This is a genomic window from Vibrio sp. 16, assembly GCF_963681195.1.
Classification (GTDB): domain Bacteria; phylum Pseudomonadota; class Gammaproteobacteria; order Enterobacterales; family Vibrionaceae; genus Vibrio; species Vibrio sinaloensis_D.
The window spans coordinates 228,265-241,623 of the sequence record NZ_OY808997.1; the positions used below are offsets into that span (position 1 = coordinate 228,265).

Below are 13,359 nucleotides of genomic sequence, written 5' to 3' on the forward strand. Positions count from 1 at the left end.
TGTATTATGTGCGAACTCCGTCGGAAATAATGGCGGAATAAACTATAAAATCATAATTTAAGAACACAACATTCTGGAGATGAAAGATGGATAAATCGCTTTCAAGCAAGATATTTGTAGGCTTGTTTGCTGGTCTGCTCATTGGTACTGCGATTCAGTACCTATTCAGTGGAATTGCAATCTTTGATACCTACCTCCTTGGTGCCGCAGAGGGCGCTGGTGGTATGTTCGTATCATTGATCAAACTGCTTGTTGTCCCATTGGTCTATGTTTCTATTGTATGTGGTATTGTTGATCTGAAAGACATCACTGCATTTGGTCGCCTTGGTGGTAAAACTTTTGCTCTTTACATTATCAACACCATTATCGCGATCACAGCCGCTCTAACGGTAGGTATGATTTTCCAGCCAGGCGCTGACGCGAATCTAGCTGGCACGATTTCAGAGACCGTTAAACTCACCACAACTGAAACGCCGGACATCTTCTCACTTGTCGTTAACATTGTTCCTAGCAACCCAGTTCAGGCGTTTGCTAACGGTGACATGTTACAAATCATCTTTATGGCAATCCTGACAGGTCTTGCTATCCAAGCTCTTGACTCACGCGGTGGTCCAGCAATCCGTACGTTCAAGATGGCGAATGAAATCATGATGAAGCTAGTGGGTCTTGTCATGAGCCTAGCGCCATACGGTGTATTTGCGCTGATGATTCAACTAGGTGCAACACTAGACGCAAACACGTTAATGTCGGTAGCAGGCTACGTAGCACTTGTTGTAGCAATGCTAGTATTTTGGATTTTCTTCTTCTACCCGATGGCGGTTGGCATCGCGACAGGCACTTCGCCGAAGACGTTCCTACGAGCAACACGTGAGCAGATTCTGTTCTCTCTATCTACGGCGAGCTCAAATGCAACGATTCCTGTAACGATGCGCACTTTGACTGAGAAGCTACACGTTTCTAAATCAGTCGCAGGTTTTGGTGTTCCACTCGGTGCAACCATGAACATGTCTGGTGTATCTATCTACATCGCACTAGCAACTATTTTCGTGGCGAACGCTTTTGGTCAGCCAATCAACACTGCTGACGTATTCACTCTAGGTCTAACTATCCTTCTACTGTCTATCGGTGCTGGTGGTGTTCCTGGCGGTGGCGTTGTAATGGTAGGTGTTCTTCTTCACCAACTAGGTCTTCCACCAGAAGGTCTTGCAATCATCGCCGCTGTAGACCGTATCAACGATATGTTCTGTACTTCATCGAACGTAGTGGGCGATACCGCAGTAAACACTATCGTTGCAAAAACGGAAGGTGAAATCGGCAAAGAAGAGGAAGTGGAAGCGAAACCAGTTCAAGCAAATGCTTAATTTGTAAACTTCCTGATTCTAAAAGCGAGCCACATGGCTCGCTTTTGTTTTGTCAGAGGAAATCTTTTTTCACTTTTTTTTACTCTTTCCCTTGAAAAGCCATTTGCCGCCCTTATCTATGTGGCATAGAAGAAGCAAACAACCTTATTTTTGTTTGTGAGCAAGGGTTGAAACCCGATTCTACATCCCCACATAGGGGATATAGCAAAACGAAAATAGAAAATTATTCGGAGATAGCCTGATGGGTAAAATCATTGGTATTGACTTAGGTACTACTAACTCATGTGTTGCTGTACTAGACGGCGACAAACCACGCGTTATTGAAAACGCAGAGGGTGAGCGTACAACTGCATCGGTAATTGCATACACAGATGGTGAGACGCTAGTAGGTCAACCTGCGAAACGTCAAGCAGTTACAAACCCAACTAACACGCTATTTGCAATTAAGCGTCTTATCGGTCGTCGCTTTGAAGACGAAGAAGTACAACGTGACATCGAAATCATGCCTTACAAAATCGTTAAGGCTGACAACGGTGATGCTTGGGTAGAAGCGAAAGGCCAAAAAATGGCAGCTCCTCAGGTTTCTGCTGAAGTACTGAAGAAAATGAAGAAAACTGCTGAAGACTTCCTAGGTGAGGAAGTAACGGGTGCAGTTATCACAGTTCCTGCTTACTTTAACGATGCTCAGCGTCAAGCGACTAAAGATGCTGGTCGTATTGCAGGTCTAGAAGTTAAACGTATCATCAACGAACCAACTGCGGCTGCTCTAGCTTACGGTCTAGACAAGTCAGGCGGCGACCGCACTATCGCGGTATACGACCTTGGTGGTGGTACATTCGATATCTCTATCATCGAAATCGATGAAGTTGAAGGCGAGAAAACGTTCGAAGTACTAGCAACTAACGGTGACACGCACCTAGGTGGTGAAGACTTCGACAACCGCATGATCAACTACCTAGTTGAAGAGTTCAAGAAAGAGCAAGGCATCGATCTTAAGAACGATCCACTAGCAATGCAGCGTGTTAAAGAAGCAGCAGAAAAAGCGAAAATCGAGCTTTCTTCTACTTCTCAAACTGACGTAAACCTACCTTACGTGACTGCAGATGCGACTGGTCCTAAGCACATGAACGTGAAGGTTACTCGTGCGAAACTAGAATCTCTAGTTGAAGACCTAGTACAACGTTCTCTTGAGCCACTAAAAGTTGCTCTAGCTGACGCAGACCTATCGGTAAACGATATCACTGACGTAATCCTAGTGGGTGGTCAGACTCGTATGCCAATGGTTCAAGCGAAGGTTGCTGAGTTCTTTGGTAAAGAAGCGCGCCGTGACGTGAACCCTGACGAAGCAGTAGCAATGGGTGCTGCAGTTCAAGGTGGTGTACTTGCTGGTGATGTTAAAGACGTACTTCTACTAGACGTTACTCCTCTGTCTCTAGGTATCGAGACGATGGGCGGTGTAATGACTAAGCTAGTTGAGAAGAACACAACGATCCCAACAAAAGCGAACCAAGTTTTCTCTACAGCAGAAGACAACCAGAACGCGGTAACCATCCACGTTCTACAAGGTGAGCGTAAGCAAGCGATGTACAACAAGTCTCTAGGTCAATTCAACCTAGAAGGCATCCAGCCTGCACCTCGTGGCATGCCACAAATCGAAGTTACTTTCGACCTAGATGCGGACGGTATCCTACACGTATCAGCGAAAGATAAGCAGACTGGTAAAGAACAGAAGATCACTATCCAAGCTTCTGGCGGTCTAAGCGATGAAGACATCGAGAAAATGGTACAAGAAGCAGAAGCGAACAAAGAAGCGGACAAGAAGTTCGAAGAGCTAGCGACTGCACGTAACCAAGCTGACCAAATGATTCACGGTACTCGTAAGCAAGTAGAAGAAGCTGGTGAAGCGCTACCTGCAGAAGAGAAAGAGAAGATTGAAGCAGCTATCTCTGAGCTAGAAGAAGCACGTAAGGGCGAAGACAAAGAAGCGATCGACGCGAAAGTTCAAGCACTTATGACTGCGGCTCAAAAGCTTATGGAAATCGCTCAGCAGCAAGCTCAAGCACAACAAGGCGCGGAAGCGGGTGAACAGCCTAAGCAAGACGACGATGTTGTAGATGCAGAGTTTGAAGAAGTTAAAGAAGACAAGAAGTAATTTCTTCACAGAGTGACTTGATTTCCTTCTAGAACTCAAGTCATCTGTTTTGAAATTAGTGTCCTGACTTAATGCGGGCGTTTGAGGTAACTCATACGCCCGTATGTTTGTAACTAACCTGTCAGTCTAGATAATGGTTCTCGAAAATTAACTCTCGAATCTTTATCTAGAATGATACAAACACCAAGCGGTGTAATGATAAATCCTCCGTTTGCAGTACTACATTGGTGACGAAGAACATGTCAAAACGTGATTTTTACGAAGTATTAGGCGTAAGCCGCGATGCGTCAGAGCGTGATATTAAAAAGGCGTACAAGCGTCTAGCAATGAAATTCCACCCAGACCGTAATCAGGGTGATGATAGCGCAGCAGATAAGTTTAAAGAAGTAAAAGAAGCGTACGAAATTCTTCTCGATCCGCAAAAGAAAGCGGCTTATGATCAATACGGTCATGCTGCTTTTGAACAAGGCGGTATGGGTGGCGGCGGCTTCGGTGGTGGCGGCGCTGATTTTGGAGACATCTTTGGTGATGTGTTCGGTGATATCTTCGGTGGTGGTCGTCGTGGTGGCGGTCAGCAACGTGCTCAGCGTGGTGCAGATCTGCGTTACAACATGGAGTTGACTCTTGAAGAGGCCGTGCGTGGCGTATCTAAAGAGATCGAAGTCCCAACCTTGGTAGAATGTGATTCATGTGATGGTAGCGGTGCTGAGAAAGGTTCAGCAGTAGAGACATGTGGTACCTGTCACGGTCACGGCCAAGTTCAAATGCGTCAAGGGTTCTTTGCGGTTCAACAAACCTGTCCTACCTGTCACGGTAAAGGCAAAATCATCAAGAATCCATGTAAGTCTTGTCATGGCCAAGGTCGCAAGCAGAAAACCAAAACACTTAACGTTAAGATTCCAGCTGGTGTGGATACTGGTGATCGCATTCGTCTATCTGGTGAGGGTGAAGCAGGTGAAATGGGCGCGCCAGCGGGCGACCTATATGTACAAGTTCACGTGAAAGAGCACCATATCTTCGAGCGTGACGGTAACAACTTGTACTGTGAAGTACCAGTAAGCTTTGCTATGGCAGCGCTTGGCGGTGAGGTCGAAGTTCCGACTCTTGATGGCCGCGTAAACTTGAAAGTACCAACAGAAACGCAAACGGGTCGTATGTTCCGTATGCGTGGTAAAGGTGTCAAAGGCGTTCGTGGCGGTGGTATTGGCGACTTGATCGTTAAACTAGTGGTTGAAACTCCGGTTAACCTAAGCTCGCGTCAAAAAGAACTACTTAAAGAGTTTGAAGAGTCTTGCGGCGGTGAAGCGGCGACGAAACACAAGCCGAAATCTGAAGGATTCTTCAACGGTGTGAAGAAGTTCTTTGATGATTTAACCAGCTAAACGGGTTAGAAGAGTATTTTAAAGCCTGCGACTAACGCAGGCTTTTTAGTTTTCAGCCAACCGAGTTAGAAGTTAAGTGGCTCAAGGTGGTTGAGAGTCACTCTCTGTCAAACAACGTCAATAAATGGCTAGCCTAAATCCAGCAATCCTCGGGATATTGCGCATTCGTCGCATCAAGCGTCATGTAATCCACACTCTCATCCGTTAAGCATTTGTCTTTTGTTTGTCCGCTCCCTGATTGTGCCTCGGCTTTAATGACATAAGCCTTGCCAGCTTGACTCGCGATGGAAAAAACATAGCGGCTCGAAGGGGTATCGCACACGCTACAGTTGCTTCCTGAGATAATCCCACTCCAGTTGTAGCCACTGTTGTAACTCGACTCCAACTTGAGCTGAATTTTTGAAAGGTCAGCAATGGCTTTCGCTCGATATGACTTGAGTACGTAACTTTGATAACTCGGGTAGGCGATCGCTGCCAGTATGGCTACGACAGAGACTGCGATCATTAATTCGATCAATGTCATTCCATTTAGTCGTTTCTTTCCTACTTTACATCCATTTCTTCGAATCATTCCGCGTAGTTCCTTATTAGCTGTCTGGCTATTTTTCTTTGGTGTTAGTCTTTGCGCAAGACTGAATACGGTTACTTACTGTTTTTGCATAGGATTTTGGGAAATGTCTCGCGGCTTTACCTTATTAGAACTCTTGGTCTCTATTGCGGTGCTCGGCACATTGATGGTTTGGGCGCTGCCGAGTTACAGCGATATGACGGGTACGGTCAAAATGCGAAGGCTGGCCAAAGAGTTAAATGGTTTCGTTCTGATGGCCAAATCAGAGGCCGTGTTGAGACGTGAAAGACTTTGGGTTCACTTGATTATGTCTGGAGCATCAGACAGCAATGGAGATTGGCGCTTAGAACTGACCAATAGCGATGTCAATGGTGCAGGCGACGTCTATTCGGCGTTGTCTGGTGTCCCGTTTGAGGGAGTCACGCTTTCAACAACATACACCTCTAATCAAATCAGTTTCGATGAGACTCATGGGCGACCAAAAGCTGGACGTTTTACTTTTCACCCCAAGAGCAGCCCATCATCAGCACTGGACTTACGTACTTACCATCGCAGCGCCATTGTTCGCGTTTGTTCTCCTAGTGCCAATACCTACTTAAGTTATGAGAAGTGTTGATATGAAGTTGTCGAAGGAGAGAGGGGCGAGTCTTATTGAGTTTATGGTTGCTGCGACCATCGGTGTTTTCGCGTTGGGCATCATAGGTTCGATGTTTTTAAGCGGCTACAAAACGGCGACTAAGCGAACGCAAGAGCTCACTTTATTACAGTCAACCAATAGCGTACTGCAGATGATGAAATTGGACATGCATCGTGCTGGGTACAATGGCGTCTCCCCAAACTTGGTCAAGCTATCTGGCGCGGATCATACTTTTTACGTTGAAAATTCGGCCACAACGGGACTGCTCGCTTATGCGTATGTTGCCGAAGTCTCAGGTGCTTCTTATACCTACTCAAATGTCGTGTATGAGCAGACCTCTGGCGCAAATGATGTATTGCGCATATGTGAAAAAAAACAATCGACGGTGATGTCAGTGTTGGATGCTCAAGACTTTCCTGGAAGAGTGGGCTACAACTGCAACACCCTATTTCATAAAGATCGCATTAAGGTTGATGGATTTAATCTCACTTTAGTTGAGTTACCGGGAAGCAATATTTCGTCAGCAATGGTGACCGTAGAGCTTCAAACCTCACTAAAGAATGCGCCAACTTATACCAAGTCACTCTCGTTTACGACAAAACAAAGGAACTGGTGATATGCAGAAAGATCGAGGTTTAGCGACGCTTCTTATTACTAGTTTGCTGTTAGTTGCCTCACTACTTGTGGTTTTAGGGAGCTACAAAGGACTGTTTTACCAAGTGAAGCGTGCACAAAATGAAGTTCAAGCGCGCAAAGATCACTGGGCGGCAGAGGGAGGGTTGGAGTGTGTTTATACCAAAGCAAAACAGTTGAATGCTGTTCCTGCCTCCGTTTCCGATTGCAAAAATCTATTGAATTTAGATTCTCTTAATATTGTTGGCGGCACCCCAAATGTCATTCATTCCAAGAGTGGTTATATCACCTTAAAAAAAGCTTTTGTTTCACCGATTGTTTCCAGTACAGGAGCCATTCGCTCAAAGTCTGATTTAGTTATCAATGGTGCCTACACATCTTCCCCAGACCCAGGTAAAAGCTTGGGTTCAAATCTTTGGGAGTGTACCTCTGTACGATACTTTAATTATTTTCATGCAAAAACCGGATATAACACTTTCCACCCCTTTGAGACAATCAAGCCCTATGCGACTTTTCCTGACAGCATTAATCCAAATTTCCAAAAATGCTCGCCAGCTAATCACTCATGGTCGGTATTGGACTTAGCAGATACGGCGGAAGACTTTAAGAAAGATACCGATATGGACCCATTTCGAGACGTGTTTAACGTCCCAAGAGCCGAGTGGTTTCCATTAATGTCAGATAAAAGCCTTTTCGGCTATGTGCCCTATACATTGAATGGCGAAACGTTAACAAAAGTGGAAGACCTGGGCTCCCCAACCTTTAATACTCAATGTGCGGAAGAGATTAAAAAGAATATCGAGCAGGGCAAAGACACTATTTGGGTGTACGGTGGGTGTGAAATTAATGATGCAGACTTCGACATAATCAGCACGGCAATTGACACCCATTTGAGTAGCGGAATCATACTAGTGATTCATAACGGTATATTGTCCGTTACAGGCTCTCAAGCATTTAAGGGAATGTTATACCATTTTGTTTCCGATGAGTTTACCGACAGCAGCGGTCAAGTGTTGGACTTTAGCGATTGGCCTCTCACCGAAAATGACACGAGTGCCGGAGGAGGAAGTAGTGTTTTAGAAGGGGTGATTTCAGCTTTGGGGTCGACGGTAATAATGCCCAAAGAGAAAATTGGCTACTTCCAAAACGGAGCCTTTAATCCAAGTGGTGGCTATGTGATGGATGCGCCTGGGACTTATGCTTTGTTCAATGCATCCCTTAACTTTACTTTCAATCGAGATGTTATAGAGGGGCCGTCAAAAAAATTCAAAGTGGTGAAATGGTACAGAGGATCATGGCATGATTTGTAAGCAGCGGGGCGCCAGTTTAATCGAAGTGTTGATCGCTTTTGTATTGATAGGGGTAGGAGCGATGGGGCTCATCAAGTTGCAGGCAGTGGCTGAGTCCAAAGCCGATTTTGCAGAGCTGAGCCTTGAAGCGCTTTATCTTGCAGAAAACAAACTTGAGTCTTTTACGCGCAGGGGGATCTCTTCTGCTTCTGGGTCATACCGTTACTCTGATATAGCAGATGATAGCTGCGTGAGTTCAAGTTTATGCTCTACGAAAGCCTCCGGATTTATAACCCAATGTGACGTCTCCCCTTTTGCCAGCTTGAGTAACGCGCTGAGTGTAGTGACCGTTGAAGTGTGCTGGTGGGACCGATTCGGTGACAAACAATCCGTGACGTTAAAGAGTGCAATCTCACAATATAGCGAGTTCGACAGTAACTAGTTGTATATCTAGACGGTGTTGTGATTTTTTACTAACAAGCGTGCGTTATATTTTTCAAAATAGTATTTAAATTGTTTCATAACCTGATCGGGTTGTGTTCTTATTTTGTTGCACGTTAATGGTGTTTTTGCAAAATATGTCTCCATATATGGAAAAAACTCTAGAACCTTGTGCTTTTTATGAGCCTATTTAATAGAATGTGTGGTGAATCATAGGCTGAAAAAAGAATAACCAGAAGCCTGAGGCAACAACATCACACTATGGAGTTACCATGAGTAACCAAGCTGTAAATCAAGCGCCATCCAATAAGCCGAGTGGTATGGATCGCTTTTTAAACTTTATTGAACGCGCAGGTAATAAGATCCCAGATCCTGCAATTTTGTTTTTCTGGGCTCTTGTTATTACTTGGGCGGCGTCTGCTCTCCTTTCAAACGTTTCGTTTGATCTGCTAAACCCTCGCACAGGTGAAGCGCTTGCAATCAACAACCTTTTAACTGGCGAATCTCTAGCAAGCTTCCTAGCGAATATGGTGACTACGTTCACCGGCTTTGCACCTTTAGGTATCGTTCTAGTTGCGATGCTAGGTGTGGGCGTTGCTGATTCTTCAGGCTTTATTACTACAGGCCTTAAGAAGATGCTGAACTTCACGCCAGCTAAGCTGCTTACGCCAATGCTAATTCTTGTCGCAATCGTATCGCACACCGCAGCAGATGCGGGTTACGTATTGGTTATTCCTCTTGGTGGTATCATTTTCCACGCGGCAGGTCGTCACCCTCTAGCGGGTATCGCAGCGGCGTTTGCGGGTGTATCAGGTGGTTTCTCTGCAAACTTCATCCCTTCAGGTATCGACCCTCTACTAGCTGGCTTTACGCAAACAGCGGCGCAGGTTCTGGATCCTGAGTACGTGGTTAACCCTCTAGCGAACATCTTCTTTACGGGTCTATCTTCAGTCATCATCGTTGCTATCGGTTGGTACGTCACTGAGAAAATTATCGAGCCACGTTTAGCGAACACGCCAATCGATGAAGACGCAGAAAAAGCGCCTGATCTTGGCTCTTTCACTGAACTAGAATCGAAAGCATTCCGTTACGCGGGTTGGGCGATGATGGCAGGTATTGCTGTTTTGATCGCAGCAATCATCCCTGAAAACTCAGCACTACGTTCTCCGGAAGGCGAAATTACAGCGTTCTCAGCACCGCTAATGAAGTCAATCGTTCCATTGATCTTCATTCTATTTATCATCCCAGGTTACGTTTACGGTAAAGTTTCGGGCACATTCAAAACAAGCAACGACATCATCAAGGCCATGTCTGACACCATGTCGACGATGGGGGCTTACATCGTAATGTCGTTCTTCTGTGCTCAGTTCCTTTCTGCGTTTGCACAATCAAACATTGGTACCATGCTAGCGCTATACGGTGCGGAAGGTCTGAAAGCGATGAACTTACCGGGTGAAGCGACCATCATTGGTATGATTCTTCTAACGGCTTCTGTAAACCTGCTAATTGGTTCTGCATCAGCGAAGTGGGCACTTATCGGTCCAATCCTAGTTCCTATGCTAATGGCTGTAGGCATTTCTCCAGAACTGTCTCAAGCGGCATACCGTGTGGGTGACTCTGTATCAAACATCATTTCACCTCTGATGGTCTTCTTCCCTCTAGTGGTTGTTTACTGTCAGCGTTACGTGAAGTCGACGGGTATCGGTACTTTGGCGTCACTGATGATGCCATTCTCAATTGCAATGCTTATTGGCTGGTCTATCTTCCTAGTAGCATATTGGGCACTGGGTATTCCACTAGGTATCCAAGCGCCATACACTTACACTATGTAAATACCGTCATATTTGGCGCTGTAGCGTTGTTAACTGCGCAAGTTCCCCGGAGCGCCGGCCGCCCTAATCACATAGAGCCTCTATGCTCATAGGGCTGAACTTGCTTGTTGCCTAGCAACAACACCAACTATTTAGGTATTGGTAATTCGAAAGCGCTGGTCGAGAGGCCAGCGTTTTTTTGTTTGTATTTTCGCCCATTCAGTGCGCTTTTACTCTTGGTGGGTTAAGGGTAAAATCGTGGCCCACAGCATTTATGCTAGATTTTGGAGCCCCAGTGTCAGATTCCCAGTTTACCCCTCAAGACGAACAATATATGCGCCGCGCAATGGAACTTGCAGCACATGCGGAAACTGAAGGTGAAGTCCCGGTCGGTGCCGTGCTTGTGAAAGATGGTGAAATCATCGCAGAGGGCTGGAACCAGTCTATTGGTTGTCATGATGCCACCGCGCATGCCGAAATGCAGACCATCAGAAAAGCGGGTCAAGTACTTGAGAACTATCGATTGCTGGATACCACCCTTTACGTAACGCTTGAGCCTTGTCCTATGTGTGCGGGCGCGTTGTTGCACAGTCGTGTCAAGCGTGTTGTGTTTGGCGCACCAGATTTGAAGGCTGGCGCTGCAGGAACGGTATTAAACCTTTTTGAACATCAAGCGGCTTATCACTATGCAGATGTAGAGCAGGGGCTTTTGGAGGAGGAATGCCGAGTACAACTTCAGTCCTTTTTCAAACGTCGTCGCAAGGAGAAAAAGACAGAGCGTAAAGCAACACGTGCTCAGCAGGTGAATGAAGCGAAGAAGGGACGAAAGAAATCATAATAGTCGTTTTAAGCAAACATCTTATCGACAAGATGTTTGCTCCTTGGTGTTACGCTGCACAGATGAGTTGCATGAATGCTCGGTGACGTGCGATCACCTTTTTCTTGTTATTGCTAAGCAAGCGTTTACGGCGGTTAGCAGCAACGGTTTTGTTAAGGCGTTTTGACTGTAGTTTACGTCTAGTCATAGAACAACCTCCTCTATGAGTGAATACAATATTACTGACATTCATTGATGAATGTTCATGATTATCTGATCGTATCGGTTTTATACTCGCCAATTGTTACCATTTTAAGAAACTTCGCAAGTGATCGAGCACACGATATTATGTATGGGTTGCAGTGGAGGATTTCAAGTGCGCAATCTTTGTTCAAAAATTGCGCGCTTGAGGGTGAAGCTAGTCAGCTTCTAACTGGTCAACGGTTGATTCAGCTGCAGAAAGAGGTTGCGCTTGTGAGGTAACTTGATCCGGCACTTGAATAACGGTCAAGTCATCAACGTTGTCATTGTCTTCCGCCAATGTCTGTTTCTCAACATGACCAATGATGCTTTGATAGTAGCGACGAATGTTTTCGACATAGTTACGCGCCTCATCACCGCGAGCGTAACCGTAGCGAGTCTGGCTGTAGTACTTTTTCTGACGCAGTAACGGTAGGCGGTCTTTTACGTCTGACCAAGCGTCTGGATTTCCACCTTGCCGCTTGGTTAGGCGTCTTGCGTCCATAACGTGACCGTAGCCTACGTTGTAGGATGCGAGAGCAAACCAGATTTTTTCATGTTCTTCAATGGAGTCGGGGATACGTGCAACCATACGGCGTAAATACTCTACACCACCTTTCACGGATTGCTCTGGGTCTAAACGATCGGTAACACCAACACTTTTTGCAGTTGGCAGTGTTAGCATCATCATGCCGCGGACACCGGTAGGAGATTTCGCCAATGGATTCCAATGCGACTCTTGGTAGGCGAGTGCTGCAACTAAACGCCAATCAAATTCATCGGAATACTTTTTAAACAGTGGTGACCATTTAGGCAGCTTAGAATCGAGAGCACGAATGAACGCGCGAGTATCCACGTAGTCAAATGAGTCGACATGACCGATGTACTTCTCTTCAAGTGATGCCAAGTGCCCTGATTGTTTGATATAGCCAAAAAACTCAATAAGTAAGGCGTAGAGACTCTCATCTTGGGAGCGACGCAGAAACCAAGAAGTCGGCTGATCTTCTGTTAGCTCAAAGGCTAATGCAATCTCAGGATAGATACGTTGAGAGAGTGAAACTTCAACAGAGTCCGCAACCGTAAATTGCAAATCTCCTTCAGAGACCTTTTTGAGCAGGTCGTTAACGTCTGCGTTTGGGTCGACTTTATAAATAAATTGTGGGTGCTCTTGTTGGATGGCCGCCAAGGTTTGGTTGAAATGTGAATCTCCCACAATTTGAATAACCGGTTCGTTGTCATTACTTTGTTCTAACTCGGATTGCAGTTCGAGTAACTGTTCTAAGTTACGTGGTCGCCATTGACCCTTTTTATAGACCACCTGTTGGCTCACGTAATAGTAAGCGGGGCCTGGTCTAAACGCTTTCAATCTTTCCGGCGATTGGCTTAACCCAGCCGCAATAATATCGATTTCGCCGTTTCGTAGGGCAGGATAGAGGCTTGAAATACGATAGGCAGGCTTCATCTCGAGCTGCACGCCGAGCTCATTGGCAAACTCTCGAGCTAACTCATAGTCAAGTCCAGCGGGGCCATCAGGACCAATATAGTAAGAGAGTTGGTTGTTTAATGTTCCAACCCTTAGCACGCCGCGCTCTTTAATTTGCTCCAGTTCACTCTTAGGTTCTGACTCAATTTGACAGCCTGATAGTAGGAGCCCCCCAAGCAGCACAGTAGCTAACGTGTGCAGTCGGGACAGGTAATTCTTATTCATTTAATGACAATCTCGTACATCCAGTAGGGCATTTATATCAAAGTGTCATAACAAGGCAAGATAATCAGTGTGGCTTCGGGAGAAGTGATCTTAATTTCGGAATTATGTTGTATTTCAAAATTGACAAAAAAAATGACGCAAACGGTTGCTTTTGGTGTTACATCACAAAAACAATTGCTATATAATGCGCCCGCAACCAAGAGGTGGAATCGGCATAGGTTTGGAAAACCTTCGGGAATAGCTTCGAAGAAAACAGTGAATAGCATAAGGTGAATTAGCCTTGTGTGACATTTAACCCACTGAATTTATTCCAATATCAC

12 protein-coding genes are annotated in these 13,359 nt (G+C 45.6%); 9 read left to right on the forward strand and 3 right to left on the reverse strand.

All coding sequences use genetic code 11. The features are described from left to right. Positions 1-86 precede the first annotated feature (86 nt). The 3 genes from U9J37_RS01015 to dnaJ all read left to right on the forward strand — a co-directional run bounded on the left by U9J37_RS01015 (position 87) and on the right by dnaJ (position 4,895). Positions 87-1,361, forward strand: coding sequence for a dicarboxylate/amino acid:cation symporter (locus U9J37_RS01015; protein ID WP_038140036.1), 1,275 nt, complete (start codon positions 87-89; stop codon positions 1,359-1,361). Positions 1,362-1,602: 241 nt separating this feature from the next. Then, positions 1,603-3,513, forward strand: a complete 1,911-nt coding sequence (gene dnaK / locus U9J37_RS01020; protein WP_038215401.1) for a molecular chaperone DnaK — start codon at positions 1,603-1,605, stop codon at positions 3,511-3,513. A gap of 239 nt (positions 3,514-3,752) precedes the next feature. Then, on the forward strand, positions 3,753-4,895 hold the full coding sequence (gene dnaJ / locus U9J37_RS01025; protein ID WP_005476407.1) for a molecular chaperone DnaJ: 1,143 nt from the start codon (positions 3,753-3,755) through the stop codon (positions 4,893-4,895). A 133-nt stretch (positions 4,896-5,028) separates the two neighbouring features. On the opposite strand, the gene U9J37_RS01030 is transcribed toward dnaJ, so the two are convergent. Continuing rightward, on the reverse strand, positions 5,029-5,466 hold the full coding sequence (locus tag U9J37_RS01030) for a type IV pilin protein (RefSeq protein ID WP_038140045.1): 438 nt from the start codon (positions 5,464-5,466) through the stop codon (positions 5,029-5,031). 103 nt (positions 5,467-5,569) lie between these two features. On the opposite strand from U9J37_RS01030, the gene U9J37_RS01035 reads away from it, so the two are divergent. The 6 genes from U9J37_RS01035 (at position 5,570) to tadA (ending at position 11,112) form a co-directional block, all read left to right on the forward strand. Further along, positions 5,570-6,079: a GspH/FimT family pseudopilin gene (locus tag U9J37_RS01035; protein WP_043887477.1), complete on the forward strand. Its 510-nt coding sequence runs from the start codon at positions 5,570-5,572 to the stop codon at positions 6,077-6,079. A gap of 1 nt (position 6,080) precedes the next feature. Then, entirely contained in the window at positions 6,081-6,716 is a 636-nt protein-coding gene (locus tag U9J37_RS01040; protein ID WP_039624197.1) for a PilW family protein, read from the forward strand. 1 nt (position 6,717) lies between these two features. Beyond that, positions 6,718-8,043, forward strand: coding sequence for a hypothetical protein (locus tag U9J37_RS01045; RefSeq protein WP_005476392.1), 1,326 nt, complete (start codon positions 6,718-6,720; stop codon positions 8,041-8,043). Beyond that, positions 8,033-8,464, forward strand: a complete 432-nt coding sequence (locus tag U9J37_RS01050; RefSeq protein ID WP_005476409.1) for a type IV pilus modification PilV family protein — start codon at positions 8,033-8,035, stop codon at positions 8,462-8,464. The genes U9J37_RS01045 and U9J37_RS01050 overlap by 11 nt, the downstream gene beginning before the upstream one ends. Positions 8,465-8,735: 271 nt before the next feature. After that, entirely contained in the window at positions 8,736-10,295 is a 1,560-nt protein-coding gene (locus U9J37_RS01055; RefSeq protein WP_005476408.1) for an AbgT family transporter, read from the forward strand. 253 nt (positions 10,296-10,548) lie between these two features. Further along, a complete protein-coding gene (tadA, locus tag U9J37_RS01060; protein WP_005476413.1) occupies positions 10,549-11,112 on the forward strand; it encodes a tRNA adenosine(34) deaminase TadA in 564 nt (187 codons plus the stop codon). Positions 11,113-11,161: 49 nt separating this feature from the next. Here tadA and U9J37_RS01065 read toward each other — a convergent pair whose 3' ends face one another. Next, complete coding sequence (locus U9J37_RS01065) at positions 11,162-11,299, reverse strand: hypothetical protein (protein ID WP_005476415.1); 138 nt, start codon at positions 11,297-11,299, stop codon at positions 11,162-11,164. 210 nt (positions 11,300-11,509) lie between these two features. Next, positions 11,510-13,039 carry a membrane-bound lytic murein transglycosylase MltF gene (gene mltF, locus U9J37_RS01070; protein WP_043887481.1) on the reverse strand — a complete coding sequence of 510 codons (1,530 nt, stop codon included), beginning with the start codon at positions 13,037-13,039 and terminating at the stop codon, positions 11,510-11,512. Positions 13,040-13,359: the final 320 nt, after the last annotated feature.